Origin of the sequence: Roseicella sp. DB1501 (assembly GCF_013112485.1) — a bacterium.
GTDB lineage: Bacteria > Pseudomonadota > Alphaproteobacteria > Acetobacterales > Acetobacteraceae > Paracraurococcus.
On record NZ_JABFHG010000014.1, the window covers coordinates 112,505 to 136,949 of the forward strand.

Here is a 24,445-nt window from a genome sequence, read left to right on the forward strand (position 1 = left end):
GGCCTGCCTTCGGGTTGTCGGGCTAGCCGGCCTGCTTGACGCGCATGTACCACTCCACCAGCCGGCGCACCTGCCTCTCAGTATAGCCGCGAGCGGTCATCCGAGCCACGAATTCACCGTGTTTCTTCTCGGTGTCGCCGTCCTTCTTCGAGCCGAAGCTGATCACCGGCAACAGGTCCTCCACCTGGCTGAACATGCGCCGCTCAATCACCTCCCGGATCTTCTCATAGGAGGTCCAGGAGGGGTTCTTCCCGCCCCGATTGGCCCGCGCCCGAAGGGCGAATTTCACCACCTCGTTGCGGAAATCCTTAGGATTGGCGATGCCGGCCGGCTTCTCGACCTTGGTGAGCTCCTGGTTCAGCAGCTCCCGGTTCATCATCTGGCCGGTATCGGGATCCTTGAAGTCCATGTCCTCGACCCAAGCATCGGCATAGGCCACGTAGCGGTCGAAGAGGTTCTGGCCGTAGTCGTTGTAGGATTCGAGATAGGCCTTCTGGATCTCGTTGCCGATGAACTCGGCATAGCGCGGCGCCAACTCGCCCTTGATGAACTCGAGGTAGCGCTTCTCGGTTTCGTCCGGCAGCTGCTCGCGCCGGATCGACTGTTCCAGCACGTACATCAGGTGGACGGGATCGGCTGCGATCTCGGTCGTGTCGTAGTTGAAGGTCGCGGCCAGCACCTTGAAGGCGAAGCGGGTGGAGGCGCCGTCCATGCCCTCATCCGGCCCGGCCGAGTCGCGGTACTCCTGCACCGTCTTCGCCCGCGGATCGGTCTCCTTCAGGCTCTCGCCGTCATAGACCCGCATCTTGGCGTAGAGGTTGGAGTTCTCGTGCTTGCGCAGGCGCGAGAGCACGCTGAAGCGGGCCAACATCTCGAGCGTCGCCGGCGCGCAGGGCGCCGAGGAGAGCTCGGAGCTGCGGACCAGCTTGTCGTAGATCCTTTGCTCCTCCGTCACCCGCAGGCAGTAGGGAACCTTGATGACGTAGATGCGGTCGATGAAGGCTTCGTTGTTCTTGTTGTTCTTGAAGCTCTGCCACTCCGCCTCGTTGCTGTGCGCCATGATGATCCCCTGGAAGGGGATGGCGCCGATATTCTCCGTACCGATGTAGTTGCCTTCCTGCGTCGCCGTCAGCAGCGGGTGCAGCATCTTGATCGGCGCCTTGAACATCTCGACGAATTCGAGGATGCCCTGGTTGGCGCGGTTCAGCCCGCCCGAGAAGCTGTAGGCATCCGGGTCGTTCTGGCCGTACATCTCGAGCTTGCGGATATCGACCTTGCCGACCAGCGAGGAAATGTCCTGGTTGTTCTCGTCGCCCGGCTCGGTCTTGGCAACGGCGATCTGCCGCAGCCGGCTGGGCCGCACCTTCACCACCCGGAATTTCGAGATGTCGCCGCCGAACTCGTCGAGACGCTTGAGCGCCCAGGGGCTCATCAGCCCGGTGAGCCGCCGGCGCGGGATGCCATAGCGGTCCTCGAGCATGCCGCCGAGCCGCTCCGGATCGAACAGGCCAAGAGGGCTCTCGAAGACCGGGCTCATCTGGTCACCGGCCTTCAACACGTAGACCGGCTCCTGCTCCATCAGCGCCTTCAGACGCTCGGCGAGGGAGGACTTGCCGCCGCCGACCGGCCCGAGCAGGTAGAGGATCTGCTTGCGCTCCTCGAGCCCCTGCGCGGCGTGGCGGAAGAAGCCCACGATCCGCTCGATCGTGTCCTCCATACCGAAGAACTCGGAGAAGGCCGGATAGATCCGGATAGTGCGGTTGAGGAAGATCCGCCCGAGGCGGGCATCCTTCGCGGTGTCCACGACCTCCGGCTCACCGATCGCCTTGAGGATGCGTTCGGGAGCGGAAGCGTAGCAGCCCGGATCGGATTTGCAGGCCTCGAGAAACTCGGAAATCGACATGTCCGATTCCCGGCGGGCTTCATAGGCCCGTGCGTAATCGGCGAAGATGTCCTGCATGGTGTCCATCGGCGGCCCCTGGAAGTGCTGCCACGAATGCGCAACGCCGGTAGCATGGGCTTTGCCAAGGCAGATTGCGGTAAACTTTTATTGCTGCGCCGCAGTGTGGCGTTGTAGTCCGTAAATCATGTTGTCCTGATAGCGCGGATCGCAAGCCCGGTCCTGTTGTTGGCCACGAAGCTGTCAAATCACGCACCGGAACGCTGCGGCTCGACACAATATGCCGAACCGACTCCTTGTGAATCGCTTCATGGAGGCCCGAAACAAAGACTTGTCCATGTTTGAGGCATGGTGTGCCTGTCTCCGCAGCGTCTCGTCAGCCGGTTACAATCTCTGCTGCACCCAAGGGATCCTTGGCCCGCCACGCAGGTGCAATCTGTGATGAGCTGCGCTAAATGGTAAAGTTTAGCCCCTTGCAGGCGGCTCGACTCGGCCAGCAGCGCCAGTGAATACGATTCGCCGGGCTGGCGATGGCGAGAAGGTTAATCAGGCCGGAATTTCAAGCCTGCCGGGCGCGCATCGGCGCCCGGCGGCCCTGCCTGTTTCCTGGGCACAGGGTCCTTCGCTCTTGGCTCCCGGGCAGCGGCGCGCCGGACGCCGGCCGCCCGGGCAACGTCATCCTCGCCTCATTCCTCGCTGTTCGGCGGCGCGCCCGCCAGCACCCCGCCATCGATGACCATGCTCTGGCCGGTCATGAAGCTGCCGGCGGGGCTGGCGAGGAAGACGGCGGCGCCCGCGATCTCGTCCGGCTCGCCGATCCGCTTCAGCGGGGTGTCCCGGGTCCGCTTCTTGTAGTTGACCGGATCCTCCCAGAGCGCCCGCGCGAAATCGGTGCGGACCAGCCCCGGGGCGATGCAGTTCACCCGGATGTTCTTCGGTCCCCACTCGCAGGCAAGGTTGCGGGCGAGCTGCAGGTCGGCCGCCTTGGTGATGGCGTAGGCGCCGAGATTGGTGGAGCCGCGATAGCCGCCGATCGAGCTGACGATGACGATGGCGCCGCCGCCGCGCGCCTCCATCGAGGGGATGCACATATGGCTCAGCCACATGTTCGACTTCACGTTGGTCGCCATCATCTTGTCGAAGATGTCGTCCGGGATGCCCATGGCGGGCCCGAAATGCGGGTTGATCGCCGCGTTGCAGACCAGGATGTCCACCCCGCCGTAACGGCGCATGGTCTCCTCGGCGAGCGCCTGCAGCTCGGGCTTGCGGCCGATATTGCAGGCGAAGGCGAAGGCTTCGCCGCCCTTCGCCGCGATGCCGTCGACCACTGCCTGGCAGGCATCGAGCTTGCGGGAGGAGACCACCACCTTGGCGCCATGCTCGGCCATGCGCTCGGCGATCGCGCGGCCGATCCCACGGCTGCCGCCGGTGACGATCGCCACCTTGCCGGAAAGGTCGAACAGGGATGATCCGGGCATGCTGCGTTTCCTCTGTCTTGTGCCGCGCTGAGTCTCCGCAGCCCATCCGGCCGGCGTCAACCCGGGGGCGGCGCGGACCGGCCGCTCGACCGCATCCGCCGCCCCCGGGTTGACGCCGGCCGGATTTCCCTCGCGCCGGAACTGCTTTAGAGCGGGCCGGGCCCCGGCGCGGCCGCCCGATGCCGGCGGAGCGAGGGGAGATGCCGATCGTGAGCAGCACCGCAGAGGACCAGCCGCAGGCCGTCGCCCTGGAGGGCGCCTCCAACCTCCGCGACCTCGGCGGCTGGCCGGTGACGGATGGGCGGCGCGTGCGGCACGGGCTGATCTACCGCTCGGCCAGCCTCGCCAACCTCACTGAGGCTGACCAGGCCCGCGTCGCCGCGCTTGGCCTGCGCACCGTCTGCGACCTGCGCGGCGAGCGCGAGGCGGCGCTCCGTCCCTCGCGCCTCCCGCCCGGCGCCGAGCGGGTGCATCTGCCGATCGAGCCCACGGTCGGCGCCTCGCTGCGCGACCTGCTGCACCGCGAGGAGGCGACCGGCGAGGATGTCGTCTCGCTGCTGCGCCGCGCCTATCTCGACTATCTCGGCCGCTTCATCGGCGTCTACCGGCAGGTCTTCGCCCTGCTGCTCGAGCCGGGGCGGCAGGCGCTGCTCTTCCACTGCTCGGCCGGGAAGGACCGCACCGGCGTCGGCGCGGCGCTGATCCTCACCGCCCTCGGCGCCAGCCGGCAGACGGTGCTGGAGGATTACCGCGCCACCGACCGGCTGTGGCGGCGCGACCATTCGCTGCCGGAGGGCACGCCGAAGCCGCTTGCCGATGCGCTGCTCTCGACCCATCCCGAGCTGCTGGAGGAGACGCTCGACCGGGCGATCGCGGCGCATGATGGGCTGCCGCTGCTGCTCGAGCAGGGGCTTGGCCTCGACGCCGCGCGGCTGCGGGCGCTGCGCGACGCCTATCTGGAATAGGCGGCCGCCCCGCTGCCCCCAGGGCCGATGCCTCAAGGCCGCATGCCATGCGTCCGCTGGCCGGGCTCGAGCACCCGCTCCGCCAGCCCCGCGAATTCGCAGAGCAGCCGCCGCGTCTGCCGCGGATCGATGATCTCCTCCACCCAGAAGGCCTCGGCCGTGCGGAGCGGCGAGCGGAGCTGCTGCAGCCGCGCCTCGATCTCGGCAAGCGCTGCCGCGCGATCATCGGCGGCATCGAGATCGGCGCGGTAGGCGGCCTCGATCCCGCCTTCCAGCGGCAGGCTGCCCCAGCGGGCCGAGGGCCAAGCATAGCGCACCGAATAGCGGCTGGCCGGCTGGTGCACCACGCCGGCGACGCCGAAGGCGTTGCGCAGGATCACCGTGCACCAGGGCACGGTCGTCTGGTTCACCGCCGCCATGGCCCGCACGCCCCAGCGGATCGTGGCGCGCTGCTCCGCCTCCAGCCCGATCATGAAGCCCGGGCAGTCCATCAGGTAGACCACCGGCAGGTGGAAGGTCTCGGCGAGGTCGACGAAGCGGGTCACCTTGGCGCAGGCATCCGCCGTCCAGGAGCCGGCATAGAACATCGGGTCGCTGGCCAGCACGGCGACCGGCATGCCCCCCAGCCGCGCCAGGCAGGTGACGACCGAGCGGCCGAAATACCGGCCCGTCTCAAAGACCGAGCCGCGATCCATCAGCCCCTCGATGATCGGCCGGATGCGATAGGGCTTGCGGATGTCGCGTGGGATCACCGAGAGCCAGGATTCCTCCGTCCGCGCCGGATCGTCTTCCGAGGGCAGGCGCCGCGGCAGCTCCCAGACCGAGGCGGGCAGGTAGCTGAGGAAGCGGCGGGCGGCGGCGAAGGCCTCCTCCTCGCTGTCCACCGCATGGTCGACGGCGCCGGCCCGGCACTGGATCTCCCAGCCGCCGAGCTCGGCCTTGGAGAGGTTGTTGCCGAGCGCGTTCACCACCGGCGGCCCGGCGACGAACATCGCGCTCGTCTCCTTGGTCATGACCGAGAAATGCGTCGCCGCCAGCCGCGCCGCGCCGAGCCCGGCGACCGAGCCGAGGCCGAGCCCGACCACCGGCACGCGGGCGAGGTTGTCGCCGGTATGGTGATAGAGCCAGGTGCCGCCGACGCCACCCGGCAGGTTGGCCCGCCCGGTGGTCTCGATCGTTTTCACCGAGCCGCCGCCCCCCGAGCCCTCGATGATGCGGATGATCGGCAGGCGGAGATCCGCCGCCATCCGCTCCGCCATGATCGGCTTCTCCTTGATGGTGGCATCGGCGCTGCCGCCGCGGACGGTGAAGTCGTCGCCCACCACCACGACCGGCCTCCCGTCCACCAGCCCGCGGCCCATGACGCAGTTGGAGGGGGTGAAGCCGGTGAGCTGGCCGTCCGGCCCGTACTGGCCTCGCCCGGCGATGGCGCCGATCTCGTGGAAGCTGCCGGGATCGACCATGCCGTCGATCCGCTCGCGCACCGTCAGCCGACCGCCATCGTGCTGGCGCTTCACCTTGTCCGGCCCGCCCATGGCCTCCGCCATGGCCTGCCGCCGCGCGAGCTCGTCCAGTTCGGGCTGCCAGCTCATCCGTTCGCTCCCTATCGGTTCGGGCGGAGTTGAGCATGCGACGGGGCAGGGCGGTAGCCGGCAGCGGCCGGGCCGCCTATCTTCGGGGCAACTGCACGGAGGAACTCATGCCCGCCCCCACCATGGCTGCGCCCGAGGCCTGCATCGTCGGCTGGGCCCATACCCCCTTCGGCAAGGCCGAGGAGCCGGATCTCGAGAGCCTGCTCGCCCGAGTCGGCCGCGCCGCCATCGAGGATGCCGGGATCTCGCCCGCCGAGATCGATGCCGGCTTCGTCGGCGTCTTCGGGGAGGGCTTCACCAACCAGGGCTTCCCGAGCTCGCTGATCCTGCAATCGGTCCCGGAACTCCGGTTCAAGCCGATCACCCGCTACGAGAATGCCTGCGCGACGGGCACCGCCGCGATCCACGGCGCGCTGGACTTCCTGGCGGCGAGGCGCGGCCGCTTCGCCCTGGTGCTGGGCGCCGAGAAGATGACGGCGACGCCGGGCCCGCAGGTCGGCGAGATCCTGCTGAACGCCAGCTACCGCAAGACCGAGCAGGACATCCGGGGCGGCTTCGCCGGCGTCTTCGGCCGCATTGCCGAGGCCTACTTCCAGCGCCATGGCGACCAGTCCGACGCGCTGGCGGCGATCGCCGCGAAGAATCACAAGAACGGCGTCGACAACCCCTGGGCGCAGATGCGCAAGGATCTCGGCTTCGCCTTCTGCCGCGCCGAGAGCGAGAAGAACCCCTTCGTCGCCCCGCCGCTGAAGCGGACCGATTGCAGCCTGGTCTCGGACGGCGCCGCGGCGCTGGTCATCACCGATGCCGAGACCGCGAAGGCAATGCAGAAGGCGGTGCGCTTCCGCGCCGCGGTGCAGGTGAACGACTTCTTGCCCATCGCCGCGCGCGACATCACCCGCTTCGAGGGGCCGCGCGAGGCCTGGACGCGGGCGCTCGACCAGGCGGGGCTCGGGGCAGTCACCGACCTCTCCTTCGTCGAGACGCATGACTGCTTCACCATCGCCGAGCTGCTGGAATACGAGGCGATGGGCCTCACGTCCGAGGGGCAGGGCGCCCGGGCGGCGCTGGAGGGCTGGACGGCCGCCGACGGCCGGCTGCCGGTGAACCGCTCGGGCGGGCTGAAGTCGAAGGGCCATCCGATCGGCGCCACCGGCATCTCCATGCATGTGTTGACCGCCATGCAGCTCACCGGCACGGCCGGGGCGATGCAACTCCCGAAGGCGGAAATCGGTGGCATCTTCAACATGGGCGGCGCCGCCGTCGCCAATTACGTCTCCATCCTCGAGCGCGCCTGATCAGGGAGACCAGGGGCAGGGCGGCCGATGGGCGAGACGGCATACTGGGTCTATGTGACGGCCGCCGACGAGGTGGAGGCGCGCGCGATCGGCCGTGCCCTGGTCGAGGAGCGGCTCGCCGCCTGCGTCAACCTGCTGCCCGGCCACCGGTCGATCTACCGCTGGCAGGGCGAGGTGCGGGAGGAGGCGGAGGCCGCCTTCGTGGCCAAGACCACCGCCGCCCGCTTCGCCGCGCTCAGCGCCCGCATCCGCGATTTGCACAGCTACGAGACGCCGGCGATCCTGGCGCTGCCGGCCGTGGCGGGCGATGCCGCCTTCCTCGACTGGCTCCGTCGGGAGACGACGGAGCCGGGCTGACAGGTGGTGGAACCGCGTCAGCCCCAGCCGGTTGAGGGGCGCTGACGCAACCCTGGTGCGGCACCGACCAGGGGAAGGAAGACCTGACGCCGGCGGGCCCGGTCGGCCTGCTGACGAGCGCCGGCTAGGAGGAGTGAGAGGCCGCGTGGACGATCCCTACCAGATCCTCGGCGTGCCGAAGACGGCCTCGGCGGAGGAGATCCGCAAGGCCTATCGGCGTCTCGCCAAGCAATGGCATCCCGACACCAACCCGGACAAGCCGGAGGCGGAGGCGCGCTTCAAGGCGATCAGCGCCGCCAACGCCCTGCTCTCCGATCCGGAGCAGCGGGCCCGGTTCGACCGCGGCGAGATCGACGCCTCGGGCGCCGAGCGCGCTCCGCCCGGCGCATATCCTGGGGCCGGCCCCGGCGGCGGCTGGCGCGAATGGGCCGAGGCGCCGCAGGGGGCGCGCTACCAGTCGCGCAGCTACGGCTTCGGCGGCGAGGGGCCGGGCGGCAGCTACGAGGCCGAGGATTTCGAGGATCTGCTGTCGCGCGCCTTCGGGACCGGCGCCCGCCGCGGCGGGCCGCGCCGCGGCGCCGATATCCAGGTGGCGTTGCACGTCCCCTTCCTCGATGCCGTGCGCGGCGCCACCCGGCAGGTGACGCTGCCGGATGGGCGCCGGATCAACCTGACCATTCCGAAGGGGGCGCAGGACGGGACGGTGCTGCGCCTGGCCGGGCAGGGCATGCCGGGCCAGGGCGAGGGGGCTCCGGCGGGCGACATCCTGGCGGTGGTCGAGATCGAGCCGCATCCGCTGTTCCGGCGCGAGGGCAACGACATCCTGCTCGACCTGCCGGTGACGCTGAAGGAGGCGCTGCTCGGCGCCAAGGTCGAGGTGCCGACGATCGAGGGACCGGTGACCATGACCATCCCGCCCTATTCCAGCGAGGGAAGCCGGCTGCGGCTGCGCGGCCGCGGCATCGATGGCGGCCACCAGATCGCGGTGCTGCATGTGGTGATGCCGAAGGGGCCGGAGCCGGCGCTGGAGGAATTCCTGAGCGGCTGGACGCCGCGGGATGGCAGCAACCCACGGGCGGGGATGCACGCATGATCCGGCTCGAGGATTTGCGAGGCTTGGTCCCCGAGGCTCCGTCCGCCGAGGTCACGGTCTGGATCGAGCGCCGCTGGCTGCGGGCGGAGCGGGCGCCGGACGGCGCCTGGGTCCTCACCGAGATGGATGTGGCGCGGGTGCGGCTGCTGACCGAGCTGCGCGTGACGCTGGAGGTGACGGAGGAGGCGATGCCGGTCGTCCTCTCGCTGATCGACCAGCTCTACGATGCGCGCCGGACGGTGCGGGCGCTGCTCGGCGCCCTGGAGGAGCAGCCCGACCCGGTGCGGCAGACGGTCCTGGCGGCGGCGCGCGCCCGCAGTTGCGCGGAGCGGGGCGAAGCCTAGAGCGTGATCGCTTGAGGTGGACTCACCGAACAGCGTGACTCACGCGATCAAACAGCGGCCTGGACCATGATCCGCGACCCTGTGTGAGCGGATCATTCATGGTCTAGGCGGGCAGCAGCAGCATCGCCGCCGCCTGGGCGGCGATGCCCTCGCCGCGCCCGGTGAAGCCGAGCCGCTCCGTCGTTGTCGCCTTCACCCCGATCCGCTCCGGCTCGACGCCCAGCAGCCCCGCCAGCCGGGCCTGCATGGCGTCCCGGTGCGGCCCGATCCTCGGCCGCTCGCAGAGCAGGGTGACGTCGGCATTGGCCAGCATCCCGCCCCGGGCGGCGATGCGCCCGGCAGCGTGGCGGAGGAATTGCGCGCTGTCGGCATCCTTCCAGCGCATCTCGGAGGGCGGGAACCAACGGCCGATATCGCCCTCGGCGAGGGCGCCGTAGATGGCGTCGCAGAGGGCGTGGATGCCGACATCGGCGTCGGAATGCCCCTCCAGCCCGAACTCGCAGGGGATGGTGACGCCGCAGAGCACCATCGGCCGGCCGATCTCGGTCCGGTGCACGTCGAAGCCGGTGCCGATGCGCGGCAGCATGCGGGTCATCAGATGCGCCTCCACGCGCGCCAGGTCCTCGGGGAAGGTGATCTTCACATTGGTCTCGGCGCCCGCGACGAGGGCGACGGGGCTGCCCATCAGCTCCAGCAGCTGGGCATCGTCGGTCGCCTCCTCCGCCGCGGCGCGATGCGCGGCGAGCAGCGTCTCGAAGCGGAAGGCCTGCGGAGTCTGGGCGCGGTAGAGGCCGGCGCGCGGCACGGTCGAGAGGACGATGCCCTCGGCGCCGCGCTTGATCGTATCGGCGACCGGCTGGGCGGGAATGGCGCCAGGCGCACCGAAGAGCGCTGTCAGCAGGGCCGGGATCGTCCCGGGCGGCACCACCGGCCGCGCCGCGTCATGCACCAACACGGTCGCCGGCGGCGGATCGCGCCGCGCCAGGGCCTCGAGCCCGGCCCGCACGCTCTCCTGCCGGGTGGCGCCGCCGACGACCGGCGGCAGGGCGGGGAGCCCCTGCAGCAGCCCGGCGACGCGCGCCTCCTCGCCGGCGGCGCAGACCGGCTGCAGCAGCGTGACCGCGCCCTCGGCGAGCAGGGCCTCGGCGGCGTGCCGCAGGACCGGACGGCCCAGCAGCGGCAGGTACTGCTTCGGCTGGTCGGCGCCGAATCGGGCGCCACGGCCGGCGGTCATCAGGAGGGCAGCGATCGTCATCGCCTGGAGGTGTAGGGCACCGGACAGGCTCTGTCGCCGTCCATAGCCCCTCTACCGCCTTGCCCGGCTGCCTCGCCATGGCAGTCTTGTCCCAGGCGCCGCGCAAAGATGATGAAAACTGTCACTTTCCGGCCGTGGCGCGTTGCCGGATGCCCGGTCCTGGACTAGCTTGCTCAAATCATGAGCATCGAAACGCCCCTCGGCGACGGCCGGCCCGCCTCTGTGCCCGAATTGCGGTCGCTCGCGGTCGGTCCCGTGCAGATCGAGACGCCTGTCTATCTGGCCCCGATGTCGGGGGTCACCGACCTGCCCTTCCGGCGACTCGCCCGCGCCCAGGGCACCGGGATGGTGGTGAGCGAGATGATCGCCTCCCAGGCCATGGTGCGAGAGAACCGGCAAACCCTGAAGATGGCGGAGGTGGACGGCTTCGGCGCCCCCTCTGCGGTGCAGCTCGCCGGCTGCGAGCCGGCGGTGATGGCCGAGGCGGCGAAGCTCGCCGCCGATCGCGGGGCGGCCATCGTCGACATCAATTTCGGCTGCCCGGTGAAGAAGGTGGCGGTCGGCCAGCAGGCCGGCAGCGCCCTGATGCGCGACGAGGCGCGCGCCGCCGCGATCCTCGAGGCGACGGTGCGGGCCGTCTCCGTGCCGGTCACGCTCAAGATGCGGATGGGCTGGGACCACGCCTCGCTCAACGCGCCGCGCCTCGCCCGCATCGCCGAGGCGTGCGGCATCCGCCTGGTCACCATCCATGGCCGCACCCGCCAGCAGCTCTACACCGGCACCGCCGACTGGGCCTTCGTGCGGCAGGTGAAGGAGGCGGTGCGAATCCCGGTCCTGGTCAATGGCGACATCCTGACGCCGGAGCACGCCGCCGAGGCGCTGCGGCAGTCGGGGGCCGATGGGGTGATGATCGGGCGCGGCTGCTACGGCCGTCCCTGGTTCCCTCGGCAGGTGGCCGCCTATCTCGCCACCGGCCTGCCGCCGGCCGAGCCGAGCCTCGCCGAGCAGCTGTCCATCCTTCTGGAGCATTACCGCGACATGCTCAGCCACCATGGGCGGCAGACCGGCGTGCGCCTCGCGCGCAAGCACATCGCCTGGTATTCCAAAGGCTTGCCGGGCTCGGCGGAATTCCGGTCGAGCATCAACCGGGTCGATGCGCCGGAGGCGGTGGAGGCGTTGGTCCACGGCTTCTACCAGCCGCTCCTCGATCAGGGGCTGGAGGCGGCGCGGGCCGCCTTCCATGCCCGCGGCCTCTCGCAGGACGGCGAGCGGATGGCGGCATGAGCGGCACCCTCGCTGCCCGGCCGCGCGCCGTCCTGCCGGTGAAGCCTACCCCGAAGCCCGTCCCGAAGCCGGCGCATGTCACGCCGCTGCCCGAGGCCGCGGCGATCCTCTCCGCCCTGCCGATGCCGGCCGTGGTGCTCGATGCCGAGGACCGCTTCCGCTACGCCAATCCCGCGGCTGAGCTGTTCTTCCAGCTCTCCTTCCCGACCCTGGCGGCGATGCGGCTCGGCGACCTGCTGCCGGAGGACAGCCGGCTCCTCGCCCTGCTGCATCAGGTGCGGCAGCACGAGGCGCCGGTCTCGGACCACGATCTGGCGCTCGAGAGCCCGCGCCTGCACCGGCGCGGCGTGACGGCGCATGGAGCGCCCCTGCCGGAGATGCCGGGCGGAGTGGTGCTGACGCTGCAGGACGGCTCGACGGCGCAGATGATGAACCGCCAGCTGAACTTCCTCGGCGCCGCCAGGGGGGCCTCGGCGATGGCGGAGATGCTGGCGCATGAGGTGAAGAACCCGCTCTCCGGCATTCGCGGCGCGGCGCAATTGCTCGAGCAGTCGAGCCTCGACGAGGGCGACCGCGAGCTCTGTCAGCTCATCCAGGACGAGTCGGACCGGATCCGCGGCCTGGTCGACCGCATGGACATGTTCTCCGACCGCCCGGTCGAGCTGGGGCCGGTGAACATCCATCAGGTGCTCGATCATGTCCGGCGCGTCGCCCAGACCGGTTTCGCGGCGCATCTCCGGGTGCTGGTGGACTACGATCCCTCGCTGCCGCAGGTCTGGGGCAACCGCGACCAGCTCGTGCAGATCCTGCTGAACCTGGTGAAGAATGCTGCGGAAGCCGTTGATCCTGCGGCAGGCGAGATCATCCTCTCCACCGCCTATCATCACGGCGTGCGGATCGCGGTGCCGGGCAGCCGCGACCGGGTGCACCTGCCACTGCAGGTCAGCGTGCGGGACAACGGCCCCGGCATCCCCGAGCCGGTTCGCGCCACGCTCTTCGAGCCCTTCGTGACCACCAAGCGGGGCGGGCAGGGGCTCGGCCTGGCGCTGGTGGCCAAGCTCGTCGCCGATCAGGGGGGGCTGATCGAATGCGACAGCCGTCCCGGCCGCACCGTCTTCCGTCTTTCCCTCGCCATGCCGCCTGCCGCCGCCCGGAAGCAGGAGGCAGCCGCGCGGGCCGCCGAGCGCGGCACGGGCATCCGGGCCAAGAGCCGATGATGAACGACAACCGTACCATCCTGGTCGCCGATGACGACCGGGCCATCCGCACCGTGCTGAGCCAGGCCCTTGGGCGCTCCGGCTACCAGGTGCGCGCCACCTCCTCCGCCTCGACGCTCTGGCGCTGGGTCGAGGATGGCGAGGGCGACCTGGTCATCACCGATGTGGTGATGCCGGACGAGAACGGGCTCGACCTGGTGCCGCGCATCAAGCGGGTCCGGCCCGAGCTCCGGGTCGTGGTGATGAGCGCGCAGAGCACCTTCATGACCGCGCTGAAGGCGGCCCAGCGCGGCGCCTTCGAATACCTGCCCAAGCCCTTCGACCTGAAGGAGCTGATGGCGGTGGTCGAGCGGGCGCTGGCGGCGCCGCAGCCGCCGCTGGCCGAGGAGGAGGGGGACGAGGCGGGCGAGCGCCTGCCGCTGGTCGGCCGCAGCCCGGCGATGCAGGAGATCTACCGCACCGTCGCGCGGCTCACGACCACCGATCTGACGGTGATGATTACCGGCGAGTCGGGCACCGGCAAGGAGCTGGTGGCGCGCGCCCTGCACGATTACGGCCGCCGCCGCGGCGGGCCCTTCGTCGCCATCAACATGGCGGCCATCCCGCGCGAGCTGATCGAGAGCGAGCTCTTCGGCCACGAGCGCGGCGCTTTCACCGGAGCGCTGAACCGCGGCATCGGCCGCTTCGAGCAGGCGGCCGGCGGCACCCTCTTCCTCGACGAGATCGGCGACATGCCGCCCGAGGCCCAGACCCGGCTGCTGCGGGTGCTGCAGGAGGGCGAGTTCACCACCGTCGGCGGCCGCAACCCGATCAAGGCCAATGTACGGATCGTCGCCGCGACCCATCGCGATCTGCGGCAGTCCATCCGCCAGGGCGTCTTCCGCGAGGACCTGTTCTACCGCCTCAACGTGGTGCCGATCCGCCTGCCGCCGCTGCGCGAGCGGCTGGAGGACATCCCCCTGCTGGCGCGGCACTTCCTCGACCGCGCCCGCGCCTCCGGCCTGCCGCAGAAGCAGCTCAGCGCCGAGGCGGTGGATCGGCTGAAGCAGCATTCCTGGCCCGGCAATGCCCGCGAGCTCGAGAATCTGATGCGCCGCCTGGCCGCGCTCTATCCGCAGGAGACGATCGATGCGGAGGCGGTCAGCGCCGAACTCTCCGAGGCCGAGCCCCCGGCAGAGGCCGGCGGTGCCCGCGGGCCGGAGACGCTCGAGCAGGCGGTCGAGCGGCATCTCAAGGGCTTCGTCGCCGCGCATAGGGATGGCATGCCGGTGCGAGACCTCTATGATCGCGTGCTCGCCGAGGTCGAGCGGCCGCTGCTCCGCCTGGTGCTCGGCGCGACCCGCGGCAACCAGATCAAGGCCGCTGCCATGCTCGGGCTGAACCGCAACACGCTGCGCAAGAAGATCCGCGAGCTCGACCTGCCCGTGGTGCGCGGGCTCGGCTGATGCGCGTTCCGCGCCCGACGGGGCGGCGGCTGGAGGAGGGGGCGGCGCCGGCCGGGCAGCGCGGCGTCTCGCGCCGCATCGCCGACCTGCTGCTCGGCCGCGGCATGACCCTCGGCCTTGCGGTCGGGGCGCTGCTGCTCGGCATCGCCACCTTCACCGTGCTCTCCAACGGCAGCCCCTTCGGCCCGACCCGCCCCGGGGTCGAGATGGGGCTGATGCTGGTCAGCCTGCTGGTCCTCTGCCTGCTCGGTGCCTCGCTTGCGGGGCGGCTGGTGCGGGTCTGGGCGGAGCGGCGGCGCGGCTCGGCCGGCGCGCGGCTGCATGTGCGGCTGGTGCTGCTCTTCGGCGTGGTGGCGGTGGTGCCCTCCATCCTCGTCGCCGGCTTCGCCGCCGCCTTCTTCAGCCTCGGCATCCAGGCCTGGTTCAGCGACCGGGTCCGCACCGCGCTCGAGGCGAGCCGGCAGGTGGCCCAGGCCTATCTGGAGGAGCACCGCAACAACATCCGCGGCGACGCCCTCGCCATGGCAAACGACCTGAACCGCGCCGGCGGCCAGCTCCTGGCGGATCAGGGGCGCAGTTTCGCCCAGGTGCTCGCCACCCACACGCTGCTGCGCGGCCTGACCGAGTCGGTGGTCTTCGACCCGACGCTGCGCCGCCCCATGGCGCAATATGGGCCGACCGCCAATTTCGCCCTCGACCCGCCGCCCGACTGGGCGATCGACATGGCCAAGCAGGGCGACGTCGCCGTGCTGCCGGACGAGCAGGCCGGCCGCGTCCGCGCCGTGGTGGCGCTCGACAGCCGGCCGATGCTGATGCTGCTGATCGGCCGGCCGGTCGACCCGGAGGTGGTCAACAACCAGCAACGGGCCGAGCGGGAGGTGGCGCAGTACGAGCAGCTCGACCGCAACCGCTATGGCTTGCAGCTCACCTTCATCATGATCTTCGCCGTCGCTGCGCTGCTGGTGCTGCTGGCAGCGGTGCTGATCGGCCTGGTGCTGGCCAACCAGCTCGCCCGGCCGATCGGGCGGCTGATCGTGGCGGCCGAGCGGGTCCGGGCCGGCGACCTCACGACGCGCGTCGAGGAGGCGGCGACGGATGAGGAGCTGTCCAGCCTGACCCGGGCCTTCAACCGCATGACCAACCAGCTCGCGGCGCAGCGCGCCGAGCTGATGCAGGCCTACCGGCAGATCGACGACCGTCGCCGCTTCACCGAGGCGGTGCTGGCCGGCGTCTCGGCCGGCGTCCTCGGCCTCGAGGCGGATGGCCGGATCAACCTGCCGAACCGCCGCTCGAGCGAGCTGCTCGGCCTCGACCTCGACGCCGCGATCGGCCTGCCGCTCGGCGCGGTGGTGCCGGAATTCGCGCCGCTGCTCGAGCGCGTCATCGAGGAGACGGCGGGGGCGCCTGAGCGGGCCATCACCGCCGAGATCCGCATCGGGCCGCCCTCCAACCGGCGGACCCTGCTCACCCAGATCGGCGCCGAGCTGCAATCGCCGCCCGAGAGCGGCGAGGCGCCGCGCATCGCCGGCTACGTGCTCACCTTCGACGACATCACCGAGCTGCTCTCGGCGCAGCGCAAGGCGGCCTGGGCCGATGTGGCGCGGCGGATCGCGCATGAGATCAAGAACCCGCTGACGCCGATCCAGCTCTCCGCCGAGCGGCTGAAGCGGCGCTACCTGAAGGAGATCCAGTCCGATCCGGATACCTTCCGGGCCTGCACCGACACCATCGTCCGCCAGGTCGGCGATATCGGCCGCATGGTGGACGAGTTCAGCGCCTTCGCCCGCATGCCGCAGCCGGTGATCAAGCCGGAGGATCTCGGGCAGGTGCTGCGGGAGGCGCTGGTGCTGCAGCGAGACGCGCATCCCGAGATCGAGTACCGGATCGACCTGCCGGAAGCGGCACCGGTGGTGCCCTGCGACCGGCGCCTGCTGGGCCAGGCCCTGACCAACCTGCTGCAGAACGCGGCGGATGGGATCGCCATGCGCCTCCAGGCGGAAGGCGAGTCGGCCGCACCCCGCGCCCCGGGCGAAGCCGCCGGACACATCACCGTGCGAATCGAGCCCGGCGAGGACATGGTGGCCATCGCGGTGGAGGATGACGGGATCGGCCTGCCCCAGGGCGAGGAGCGGGAGCGGCTCGCCGAGCCCTATGTCACGCACAAGGCGAAAGGAACCGGCCTCGGCCTTGCCATCGTGAAGAAGATCATGGAGGACCATGGCGGTAGGCTGGGGCTCGAGGACAGGCCCCCCGACCCGGGCCAGGGCACGCTGCCCGGCGGCGCCCGGGCCGTGCTGACCCTGCCCTGGCGGCCGGCGCAGGATCGGCCCCTGGCAACGGAGAGCGACCGTCCGGATGGGAGCATGAGGCGCGCGCATGGCGCATGAGATCCTGATCGTCGACGACGAGCCGGACATCCGTGCCCTCATCGAGGGCATCCTGACGGATGAGGGCTACGAGACGCGGCAGGCCCACAACAGCGACACGGCGCTCGCAGCCTTCAAGCAGCGCCGCCCGTCCATGGTGGTCCTGGACATCTGGCTGCAGAATTCGAAGCTCGACGGCCTCGGCATCCTGAACGCGCTGCACCGCGAGGAGCCGCAGATCCCGGTGGTGATGATCTCCGGCCACGGCACGATCGAGACCGCGGTGCGGGCAATCCAGCAGGGGGCCTACGACTTCATCGAGAAGCCGTTCAACTCCGACCGCCTGCTGCTGGTCGTGGCGCGGGCGCTGGAGGCGGCGCGGCTGCGGCGGGAGAATTCCGAGCTGCGGCTGCGCGCCGGGCCGGAGACCGAGCTGGTCGGGATCTCGCAGGCGATCAACCAGCTCCGCACGGCGATCGAGCGCGTGGCGCCGACCGGCTCCCGCGTGCTGATCACCGGGCCGGCCGGCTCGGGCAAGGAGGTCGCGGCGCGGATGATCCATGCCCGATCGCGCCGCGCCGACGGGCCCTTCGTCGCGCTCAACTGCGCCACGCTCAATCCCGGGCGGTTCGAGGAGGAGCTGTTCGGCCTGGAGGCGGGGGCCGACCCGCTCGCCGCGCCGCGCCGGGCCGGGGTGCTCGAGCGGGCGCATGGCGGCACCCTGCTGCTCGACGAGGTGGCGGACATGCCGCTCGAGACCCAGGGCAAGATCGTCCGCGCGCTGCAGGAGCAGGGCTTCGAGCGGGTCGGCGGGGCGACGCGGGTGAAGGTGGATGTGCGGGTGCTGGCCACCACCAACCGCGACCTGCAGGCCGAGATCGGTGCCGGCCGTTTCCGCGAGGATCTTTACTACCGCCTGGCGGTGGTGCCGCTGAAGATCGCCTCGCTGCGCGAGCGCCGCGAGGACGTGCCGGCCCTGGCGCGGCATTTCATGATCCGCTCGGCCGAGCTCTCCGGCATCCCGGCGCGCGAGCTGGCCGAGGACACGCTGGCGGCGCTGCAGGCCTATGACTGGCCGGGCAATGTCCGGCAGCTCCGCAACCTCATCGACTGGCTGCTGATCATGGCGCCGGGCGAGGCGCGGGATCCGATCCGCGCCGAGATGCTGCCGCCCGAGGTGGGCTCGGCGGCGCCGGCGATGCTGAAGCTCGACCGCTCCTCCGAGATCATGACCCTGCCGCTGCGCGAGGCGCGGGAACTCTTCGAGAAGCAGTATCTCGAGGCGCAGCTGCTGCGCTTCGGCGGCAATATCAGCCGGACCGCGAATTTCGTCGGCATGGAGCGGAGCGCGCTGCACCGGAAGCTGAAGTTCCTCGGCGTCCAGGCCGAGGACCGCGCCCCGGCCCAGGCCGCCGCCGCGGCGGCCTCGGCGGCGGCCGGGCCGACGATCTAAGAGCGTCCATCAAAACCGTCGCTACCCGTTGCCCTGCTGCGGCTTTGCCGCAGCAGGCTGTGGCGGTTCTGGGGCAGAAGGGGACTCCATGGGGCCCCCGCAAAGCCGCGAAGCGGTTTTGCGGGGAGTTCAGATCGGACCGCCAGAGGCGAGGCGCCGGCCGGCGCTTCCCTTCGGCGGCGAAGCCGGCCTAAACCGGAGGCCTCGCAGGCCTTCGGGGACCCTATGTCGCGCATCGCCTATGTGAACGGCCGCTATCTCGACCAACGCTTGGCCGAGGTGAACATCGAGGATCGCGGCTACCAGTTCGGCGATGGCATCTACGAGGTCGTCCACCTGCATGGCGGCCGCTTCGTCGACGAGGACCGGCATCTCGACCGGCTTGAGCGGTCGCTGCGCGAGATCCGGCTGCCGATGCCGATGACCCGCGCCGCGCTGCGCCACGTGCTGGTCGAGGTGGCGCGGCGCAACCGCCTCGCCGAGGGGCTGCTCTACATGCAGGTGACGCGGGGCGTGGCGCGGCGCGACCACGCCTTCCCGACGAAGCCGGTGCCGCCGGCGCTGGTGGTGACCATCAGGCGCATCCCGCCCTTCCCCCAGGATGTCGAGCGCTGGGCGGCGGCCTGCATCACCCAGCCGGACCTGCGCTGGGCGCGGCGCGACATCAAGAGCATCAACCTGCTGCCCAATTGCCTCGCCCGCCAGGCGGCGCGGGAGCAGGGGGCGATGGAGGCCATCCTCTACGACGAGGCGAGCGGGATGGTCACGGAGGGGGCGGCGACCAGCTTCTGGATCGTCGATGCGGCGGGCGCCATCCGCACCCGGCAGCTCGACCATGTAATCCTGCCGGGCTGCACCCGCGGCGCCCTGCTGGCGGAGCTGGCCCAGGCCGGCATCCCCGTGGAGGAGGGCGCGTTCTCCCTCGAGGAGATGCGGCAGGCGCGGGAGGCCTTCCTCACCTCGGCGACCTCCTTCGTGAAGCCGGTCACCCGCATCGATGGCCGACCGGTCGGCGATGGCCAGGTCGGGCCGGTGGTGCGGCGGCTCTTCGCCATCTTCGCCCGCCATGTGCAGGGCGACCGCAGGAACGCCGCATGACCGCGCCGCGCGCCATCCTGTGGGATTGGGACAACACCCTGGTCGATGGCTGGGCGGCGATTGCCGCCGGGCTGAACGCCGCCTTCGCCGCCTATGACCTGCCGCTCTGGACGCTGGAGGAGGTGCGGGCCCGGGTCCGCCGCTCGCTGCGGGAATCCTTCCCGGAGATCTTCGGCGAGGCCTGGGAGACGGCGCGCGACATCTTCTATCGGGAGGTCCGGGCCCGGCACCTCGCCGTGCTGACGCCCATGCCCGGCGCCGCCGCGGCGATCGAGGCCGTGGCCGCGGCCGGCCTGCCGCAGGGGGTGATCAGCAACAAGCAGGGGCCCTTGTTGCGGGCGGAGGCGGCGCATCTCGGCTGGGACCGGCATTTCCGCAGCCTGATCGGCGCGGGCGACGCGGCGGCGGACAAGCCCGATCCGGCGCCGTTCCGGCTGGCGCTGTCGGCGATGGACCTGCCGGCCGGGCCGGAGATCTGGTATGTCGGCGATACCGGGCTTGACATGCAGGCCGCCCGCCGGGCCGGTTGCACCGCGGTGCTGCTGGGCGACGCGGCGCATGACGGCGGGGTGGCGCAGGTCGATCCGGACCGAGCCTTTGCCGATGGGAAGGCCCTGGCCGCGCATTTCCGGCAGCGCTGAGCGCTGGCCGGGCCAGGGTGAGGCGCGGAATTGCTGCATCGCAGCAAATTTCCGCGCTCGGCACCCAACCATCCCTTGCAACTGTGGCCACGGTGGCAGATGTTCTGCTCACCTGTTGTCGAAGGCGAAACCCGCCCAGGCATGCCGCATTCAGTGGCTGCCAAAAACAAGAAGGACCGCGCCGTGGCCGCCGAGAAGTCCCAGAACGTTCAGGATGTATTCCTGAACCATGTTCGCAAGAGCAAGACGCCTGTGACGATCTTCCTCGTCAACGGCGTCAAATTGCAGGGTATCATTACCTGGTTCGACAATTTCTCTGTTCTGCTTCGTCGGGACGGCCATACGCAGCTTGTCTACAAGCATGCGATCAGCACTGTGATGCCGGGTGCCCCGATCCAGCTCTTCGACGCCTCCGCCGCCCGCGAGGGTGCGACGGTGCAGCGCGAGGGCACCACCCTGACCATGAGCCGTGAGGTCCATCCTGCCGGAAGTGACTGAGTCCGACTGGCCGTCCCCGGCCAATGACCGGGGCGATGGCACCGATACCGGGCCGATCCGGGCGGCGGTGATCCTGCCCTTCGAGCGCGGCATGCGCCCGGTGGGCCCCGCCGGCGCTCCGGTCGTCGATGGCGGCCAGCGCGCGGCCGAGGCGCGGCTCGCCGAGGCGGTCGGGCTTGCGGCCAGCATCGGCGTGACCATCGTCCACCAGGCGATCTTCCCGCTGCGCGAGCGGCGGCCCAGCACCCTGCTCGGCGACGGGCAGGTGCAGGTGGCCGGCCAGGCGATCGCCGACCAGCGCGTCGGACTCGTCGTCGTCGATGCGGCGCTGACGCCGGTGCAGCAGCGCAACCTCGAGCGCGACTGGCGCTGCAAGGTCATCGACCGCACCGGTCTCATCCTCGAGATCTTCGGCGAACGCGCCCGCACGCGCGAGGGCGCATTGCAGGTCGAGCTGGCGCATCTCGACTACCAGCGCACGCGGCTGGTGCGGTCCTGGACCCATCTCGAGCGGCAGCGGGGCGGTTTCGGCTTCCTCGGCGGCCCGGGCGAGAGCCAGATCGAGATCGACCGCCGGCTGATCGGCGAGCGCATGGTCAAGCTCAAGAAGGAGCTGGAGCAGGTGCGCCGCACCCGCGGCCTGCACCGCCGGGCGCGAGAGCGCGTGCCCTATCCGGTGATCGCCCTGGTCGGCTACACCAATGCCGGAAAGAGCACGCTGTTCAACGCGCTGACGGGCGCCGGGGTCTATGCCCAGGATCAGCTCTTCGCCACGCTCGACCCGACCATGCGCGGCATCCGCCTGCCTTCCGGCCGGCGGGCGATCCTCTCTGACACGGTCGGCTTCATCTCCGACCTGCCGACACAGCTCGTTGAGGCCTTCCGCGCGACGCTCGAGGAGGTCGCGGCCGCCGACATCATCCTGCATGTCCGCGACGCCGCGCATCCCGACAGTGCCGCGCAGCGGGCCGATGTGCTCGGCGTGCTGCGCGAGATGGCGAGCGGCCCGCATGCCGCGCTGGATGAGGGCTGGGAGCGGCGGGTGGTCGAGGTGCTGAACAAGGCCGACCTGCTCGGCGGCGTCGGCGCCGTGCCCGGCCTTGAGGAGCATGACGGCGCAGTAGCCGTCTCGGCCCTGACAGGAGAGGGGCTGGACGCGCTGCGAGCGGCGCTCGACGCCCGGCTCTCGGCCGGCATGGAGACGGTGGACTACGCCATCCCGGCCAGCGACGGCGCGCGCCTCGCCTGGCTGTACCGGCATGGCGAGGTGCTCGAGCGGAACGACGGCGATGCCGATGTGCGGGTGACCGTGCGACTCAGCCCGGCCGACCGCGCGCGCTTCGAGCAGACATCCGCCTGAGGAGCCGGTGATGACTTCCCCTATCGATGCCCGGGCGGCGGCCGCCGTGGCGGCGCTGCTGCGCGAGGCCACGACGGCCGAGATCCTGCCGCGCTTCCGCCGGCTGGGCGCCGAGGCGGTCCGGGTGAAGTCGGGGCCGCTCGACCTCGTCACCGATGCCGATGAGGCGGCCGAGCGCGTCATCACCGCCGGGCTCGCGGCGCGCTTTCCCGGCTGCGTCGTGGTGGGGGAGGAGGCCTGCGCCGCCGATCCGGCGCTGCTCGGCCGCCTGGCCGGGGCGGATCTCGCCTTCGTCGTCGATCCGGTGGACGGCACGGCGAATTTCGCCGCCGGCCTGCCGCTCTTCGGCTGCATGGCGGCGGCGGTGGTCCGGGGCGAGATCGTCGCGGCCTGGATCCACGATCCGCTCGGCGACGACACGGCCGTGGCGCTGCGCGGGGAGGGGGCCTGGATCGAATTCCCCGATGGCGCCCGCATCGACCTCCGCGTCGCGGCGCCGGCACCGCTCGAGCAGATGGTCGCCAGCGTGAGCTGGACCTACCTCGCCGAGCCGCTGCGCAGCCGGGTCGCCGCGCGCCTGCCGCGGCTGCGGGCGGTGCTCGGCTTCCGCTGCGCCGCGCATGAATACCGCATGGCCGCGAGCGGGCATGCGCATGCGCTGCTCTACAACCGGCTGATGCCCTGGGACCACGCGCCGGGCTGGCTGCTGCACCGCGAGGCGGGCGGCTATGCCGCGCGCTTCGACGGCAGCGCCTATGGCCCGCTGGTCACCGGCGGCGGGATGATCGCCGCCCCCGACCGGGCGAGCTGGGAGGCGCTGCACGCCGCCCTGCTGGCGCCCTGACGGGGAGGCCGGCCGGCGCCGGTCAACCGCGGCCGGCGCGGACCAGCCGGCCCGGCAGCGCCCCGGTATGCTCGCCGCCCTCGAAGACCGGCACGCCGGAGACGAAGGTGGCCTTGTAGCCCTCGACCCGCTGCATGAGGCGGCGGCCGCCGGCCGGCAGGTCGTACCAGACCTCCGGCTTGTGCAGCCGCAGCCCTTCATAGTCGATGAGGTTCACATCCGCCTTCATCCCCGGTGCCAGCACGCCGCGGTCGTTGAAGCCGAAGAAGGTCGCTGTTTCGCTGGTCTGCCGCTTCACCACGAATTCCAGCGGCAGGCGCGGGCCGCGATGCCGGTCGCGCGCCCAGTGCGTCAGCATCCAGGTCGGCACCCCGGCATCGAGGATGGAGGAGCAATGCGCCCCACCATCGCCGAGGCCGAGCACCGTCGCCTCATCCGTCAGCATGCCGTGGATGACGTCGTGATTGTCGATGTTGTAGCCGGTGACGGGGAAGAAGATCAGGTTCGCCGGATCGGCCGCCATATAGTCATAGGCAACCTCGTCCGGCGTGCGGCCCTCGCGCTCGGCGATGGCGGCGATGCTCTCGCTCGCCGGCGGCTCGTAATCCGGCGGATCGCCGAGCTTGAACATGCGGTGCCAGCGGCGGACGATGTGCTGGCGGAACTGCGACAGCCGGCTCACCAGGGCCTCGGCCGGCCGGTCCGCCAGGATCTCCGCCCGCACCGCCGGGTCGCGCAGGCGGCGCATCCGCTCCTCGATCGGCAGCCGCAGCAGCGCCTGGTAGCTCGGGCGGATGGAGAAGGGGTTGAGCGCGGTATCGGCGCCGAGCAGCACGCCGACCGGCCGTCCCGCGACCTGCGCCGTGACCATCGCGCCCTGGGCGCGGGCCGCCTTCACACCATCCATCAGCCGGCGCCAGCGCGCCTCGTCGGTCGGGCGGTCGGTCAGCAGGAACCAGACGGGGCGCCCGGTCTCGCGGCCGAGCTGCGTCATCCAGGAGAGCTCACTCTCCTCGATGTCGAAGTCGCTGTTCATGCCGAAGGCGCCGTGGCCGGCCTCGCCGAGCGTGCGGCCGATCCCGAGCAGCTCCTCCACCTCGGAATAACGGCTCGGCACCATGCCGCCCGAGAGCGTCTTGTGGCTGTTGGTGCGGGAGGTGGTGAAGCCGAAGGCGCCGGCCTTCAGCCCCTCGAGCGTCAGCCGCCGCATCGCCTCGATGTCCTCGGCAGTGGCCGGCTCGAGGTCGATGGCGCGCTGCCCCATGACATAGACGCGCAAGGGGTGGTGCGGCACCTGCGCGGCGACGTCGATGCTGCGCTGCATGCCGTCGAGCGCGTCGAGATATTGCGGGAAGCTCTCCCAATTCCATTTCAGCCCCTCGGCCAGGGCGATGCCGGGGATCTCCTCCACCGCCTCCATCAGCCCGATGAGCTCGGCATGGTCCTGCCGCCGCACCGGGGCGAAGCCAACGCCGCAATTGCCGAAGAGGATGGTGGTGACGCCATGCCAGGAGGAGGGCGCGAGCAGCGGGTCCCAGGTGGCCTGGCCGTCGTAATGCGTATGGGCATCGACCCAGCCCGGCGTGACCAGCAGCCCCTCCGCGGCGATCTCGCGCCTGCCCGGGCCCGCCTTGCCGCCCACCTGGGCGATGCGGTCGCCATCGATGGCGATGTCGCCGGCGAAGCCCTTCCGCCCGGTGCCGTCGATGATGGTGCCGCCGCGGATGACCGTGTCGTGCATCGCGTCTGATCCTTCTTGTCGCTTCTTGTGGGGGCTTCTCGGCAGCAGCCCTGCCTGGACGATCCGGATCGATTGAAGGCCCTGCCGCCGCGGCCGGTCAAGCATCGCCGGGTCCGGGCATCGGGCACCGCGCCCTTCGAGGGCCCAGGCTTGCCACGCTCTCGCGAGCCGGTCTGGCGATGGCGCCCCGGGCGCGCCGCGGGCCCATATGCCCGG

20 protein-coding genes are annotated in these 24,445 nt (G+C 70.9%); 15 read left to right on the top strand and 5 right to left on the bottom strand.

Annotation, left to right across the window (positions count from 1 at the left end; genetic code table 11):
• Positions 1–22: 22 nt before the first annotated feature.
• Both HJG45_RS23405 and HJG45_RS23410 read right to left on the bottom strand, forming a co-directional pair.
• Positions 23–1,969, bottom strand: a complete 1,947-nt coding sequence (locus HJG45_RS23405) for a PrkA family serine protein kinase (protein ID WP_171615635.1) — start codon at positions 1,967–1,969, stop codon at positions 23–25.
• 617 nt (positions 1,970–2,586) lie between these two features.
• Entirely contained in the window at positions 2,587–3,378 is a 792-nt protein-coding gene (locus HJG45_RS23410; protein WP_171615636.1) for an SDR family NAD(P)-dependent oxidoreductase, read from the bottom strand.
• 209 nt (positions 3,379–3,587) lie between these two features.
• Here HJG45_RS23410 and HJG45_RS23415 point away from each other — a divergent pair, with 209 nt between their 5' ends.
• Positions 3,588–4,343, top strand: coding sequence for a tyrosine-protein phosphatase (locus HJG45_RS23415; protein WP_171615637.1), 756 nt, complete (start codon positions 3,588–3,590; stop codon positions 4,341–4,343).
• A 32-nt stretch (positions 4,344–4,375) separates the two neighbouring features.
• Here the strand turns inward: HJG45_RS23415 and HJG45_RS23420 are convergent, their stop codons facing one another.
• Positions 4,376–5,935 carry an acyl-CoA carboxylase subunit beta gene (locus HJG45_RS23420; RefSeq protein WP_171615638.1) on the bottom strand — a complete coding sequence of 520 codons (1,560 nt, stop codon included), beginning with the start codon at positions 5,933–5,935 and terminating at the stop codon, positions 4,376–4,378.
• Positions 5,936–6,042: 107 nt separating this feature from the next.
• Here HJG45_RS23420 and HJG45_RS23425 point away from each other — a divergent pair, with 107 nt between their 5' ends.
• The 4 genes from HJG45_RS23425 to HJG45_RS23440 all read left to right on the top strand — a co-directional run bounded on the left by HJG45_RS23425 (position 6,043) and on the right by HJG45_RS23440 (position 9,027).
• Positions 6,043–7,233: an acetyl-CoA acetyltransferase gene (locus HJG45_RS23425; protein ID WP_254452732.1), complete on the top strand. Its 1,191-nt coding sequence runs from the start codon at positions 6,043–6,045 to the stop codon at positions 7,231–7,233.
• A 27-nt stretch (positions 7,234–7,260) separates the two neighbouring features.
• Positions 7,261–7,590: a divalent-cation tolerance protein CutA gene (cutA, locus tag HJG45_RS23430; protein WP_171615639.1), complete on the top strand. Its 330-nt coding sequence runs from the start codon at positions 7,261–7,263 to the stop codon at positions 7,588–7,590.
• 145 nt (positions 7,591–7,735) lie between these two features.
• Entirely contained in the window at positions 7,736–8,683 is a 948-nt protein-coding gene (locus HJG45_RS23435) for a DnaJ C-terminal domain-containing protein (RefSeq protein ID WP_368040661.1), read from the top strand.
• Positions 8,680–9,027: a hypothetical protein gene (locus tag HJG45_RS23440; protein WP_171615641.1), complete on the top strand. Its 348-nt coding sequence runs from the start codon at positions 8,680–8,682 to the stop codon at positions 9,025–9,027. Before HJG45_RS23435 ends, HJG45_RS23440 begins: the two co-directional genes overlap by 4 nt.
• Before the next feature lie 103 nt (positions 9,028–9,130).
• On the opposite strand, the gene HJG45_RS23445 is transcribed toward HJG45_RS23440, so the two are convergent.
• Positions 9,131–10,282: a bifunctional 2-C-methyl-D-erythritol 4-phosphate cytidylyltransferase/2-C-methyl-D-erythritol 2,4-cyclodiphosphate synthase gene (locus tag HJG45_RS23445; protein ID WP_171615652.1), complete on the bottom strand. Its 1,152-nt coding sequence runs from the start codon at positions 10,280–10,282 to the stop codon at positions 9,131–9,133.
• 180 nt (positions 10,283–10,462) lie between these two features.
• Between HJG45_RS23445 and dusB the strand changes: the two genes are divergently transcribed.
• The 10 genes from dusB (at position 10,463) to HJG45_RS23495 (ending at position 22,488) form a co-directional block, all read left to right on the top strand.
• Positions 10,463–11,566, top strand: a complete 1,104-nt coding sequence (dusB, locus tag HJG45_RS23450; protein ID WP_171615654.1) for a tRNA dihydrouridine synthase DusB — start codon at positions 10,463–10,465, stop codon at positions 11,564–11,566.
• Positions 11,563–12,783: a nitrogen regulation protein NR(II) gene (locus HJG45_RS23455; RefSeq protein WP_171615656.1), complete on the top strand. Its 1,221-nt coding sequence runs from the start codon at positions 11,563–11,565 to the stop codon at positions 12,781–12,783. The genes dusB and HJG45_RS23455 overlap by 4 nt, the downstream gene beginning before the upstream one ends.
• Positions 12,783–14,228, top strand: a complete 1,446-nt coding sequence (gene ntrC, locus HJG45_RS23460) for a nitrogen regulation protein NR(I) (protein WP_171615658.1) — start codon at positions 12,783–12,785, stop codon at positions 14,226–14,228. Before HJG45_RS23455 ends, ntrC begins: the two co-directional genes overlap by 1 nt.
• A complete protein-coding gene (locus HJG45_RS23465) occupies positions 14,228–16,615 on the top strand; it encodes a PAS domain-containing sensor histidine kinase (protein ID WP_171615660.1) in 2,388 nt (795 codons plus the stop codon). Before ntrC ends, HJG45_RS23465 begins: the two co-directional genes overlap by 1 nt.
• On the top strand, positions 16,605–18,047 hold the full coding sequence (locus HJG45_RS23470; RefSeq protein WP_171615662.1) for a sigma-54 dependent transcriptional regulator: 1,443 nt from the start codon (positions 16,605–16,607) through the stop codon (positions 18,045–18,047). Before HJG45_RS23465 ends, HJG45_RS23470 begins: the two co-directional genes overlap by 11 nt.
• A 225-nt stretch (positions 18,048–18,272) precedes the next feature.
• Positions 18,273–19,145, top strand: coding sequence for a D-amino-acid transaminase (locus tag HJG45_RS23475; protein WP_171615664.1), 873 nt, complete (start codon positions 18,273–18,275; stop codon positions 19,143–19,145).
• The gene (locus tag HJG45_RS23480) at positions 19,142–19,786 is read left to right on the top strand and encodes an HAD family hydrolase (RefSeq protein ID WP_171615666.1); all 645 of its coding nucleotides are present in this window, start codon (positions 19,142–19,144) and stop codon (positions 19,784–19,786) included. The genes HJG45_RS23475 and HJG45_RS23480 overlap by 4 nt, the downstream gene beginning before the upstream one ends.
• 183 nt (positions 19,787–19,969) lie before the next feature.
• Entirely contained in the window at positions 19,970–20,284 is a 315-nt protein-coding gene (hfq, locus tag HJG45_RS23485) for an RNA chaperone Hfq (protein WP_111468737.1), read from the top strand.
• 91 nt (positions 20,285–20,375) lie between these two features.
• A complete protein-coding gene (gene hflX, locus HJG45_RS23490; protein WP_171615744.1) occupies positions 20,376–21,644 on the top strand; it encodes a GTPase HflX in 1,269 nt (422 codons plus the stop codon).
• A gap of 10 nt (positions 21,645–21,654) precedes the next feature.
• The gene (locus HJG45_RS23495) at positions 21,655–22,488 is read left to right on the top strand and encodes an inositol monophosphatase family protein (RefSeq protein WP_171615668.1); all 834 of its coding nucleotides are present in this window, start codon (positions 21,655–21,657) and stop codon (positions 22,486–22,488) included.
• 22 nt (positions 22,489–22,510) lie between these two features.
• On the opposite strand, the gene HJG45_RS23500 is transcribed toward HJG45_RS23495, so the two are convergent.
• Positions 22,511–24,229, bottom strand: coding sequence for an amidohydrolase family protein (locus HJG45_RS23500; protein ID WP_171615670.1), 1,719 nt, complete (start codon positions 24,227–24,229; stop codon positions 22,511–22,513).
• Positions 24,230–24,445 lie beyond the last annotated feature (216 nt).

What these genes read in the sequence shown, in the direction of transcription:
- HJG45_RS23405 (WP_171615635.1), bottom strand. Translation starts at nt 1,969, where the DNA reads ATGGACACCATGCAGGACATCTTCGCCGATTACGCACGGGCCTATGAA.
- HJG45_RS23410 (WP_171615636.1), bottom strand. Translation starts at nt 3,378, where the DNA reads ATGCCCGGATCATCCCTGTTCGACCTTTCCGGCAAGGTGGCGATCGTC.
- HJG45_RS23420 (WP_171615638.1), bottom strand. Translation starts at nt 5,935, where the DNA reads ATGAGCTGGCAGCCCGAACTGGACGAGCTCGCGCGGCGGCAGGCCATG.
- HJG45_RS23425 (WP_254452732.1), top strand. Translation starts at nt 6,043, where the DNA reads ATGCCCGCCCCCACCATGGCTGCGCCCGAGGCCTGCATCGTCGGCTGG.
- cutA (WP_171615639.1), top strand. Translation starts at nt 7,261, where the DNA reads ATGGGCGAGACGGCATACTGGGTCTATGTGACGGCCGCCGACGAGGTG.
- HJG45_RS23440 (WP_171615641.1), top strand. Translation starts at nt 8,680, where the DNA reads ATGATCCGGCTCGAGGATTTGCGAGGCTTGGTCCCCGAGGCTCCGTCC.
- HJG45_RS23445 (WP_171615652.1), bottom strand. Translation starts at nt 10,282, where the DNA reads ATGACGATCGCTGCCCTCCTGATGACCGCCGGCCGTGGCGCCCGATTC.
- dusB (WP_171615654.1), top strand. Translation starts at nt 10,463, where the DNA reads ATGAGCATCGAAACGCCCCTCGGCGACGGCCGGCCCGCCTCTGTGCCC.
- HJG45_RS23455 (WP_171615656.1), top strand. Translation starts at nt 11,563, where the DNA reads ATGAGCGGCACCCTCGCTGCCCGGCCGCGCGCCGTCCTGCCGGTGAAG.
- ntrC (WP_171615658.1), top strand. Translation starts at nt 12,783, where the DNA reads ATGAACGACAACCGTACCATCCTGGTCGCCGATGACGACCGGGCCATC.
- HJG45_RS23465 (WP_171615660.1), top strand. Translation starts at nt 14,228, where the DNA reads ATGCGCGTTCCGCGCCCGACGGGGCGGCGGCTGGAGGAGGGGGCGGCG.
- HJG45_RS23470 (WP_171615662.1), top strand. Translation starts at nt 16,605, where the DNA reads ATGGCGCATGAGATCCTGATCGTCGACGACGAGCCGGACATCCGTGCC.
- HJG45_RS23475 (WP_171615664.1), top strand. Translation starts at nt 18,273, where the DNA reads ATGTCGCGCATCGCCTATGTGAACGGCCGCTATCTCGACCAACGCTTG.
- HJG45_RS23480 (WP_171615666.1), top strand. Translation starts at nt 19,142, where the DNA reads ATGACCGCGCCGCGCGCCATCCTGTGGGATTGGGACAACACCCTGGTC.
- hflX (WP_171615744.1), top strand. Translation starts at nt 20,376, where the DNA reads ATGCGCCCGGTGGGCCCCGCCGGCGCTCCGGTCGTCGATGGCGGCCAG.
- HJG45_RS23495 (WP_171615668.1), top strand. Translation starts at nt 21,655, where the DNA reads ATGACTTCCCCTATCGATGCCCGGGCGGCGGCCGCCGTGGCGGCGCTG.
- HJG45_RS23500 (WP_171615670.1), bottom strand. Translation starts at nt 24,229, where the DNA reads ATGCACGACACGGTCATCCGCGGCGGCACCATCATCGACGGCACCGGG.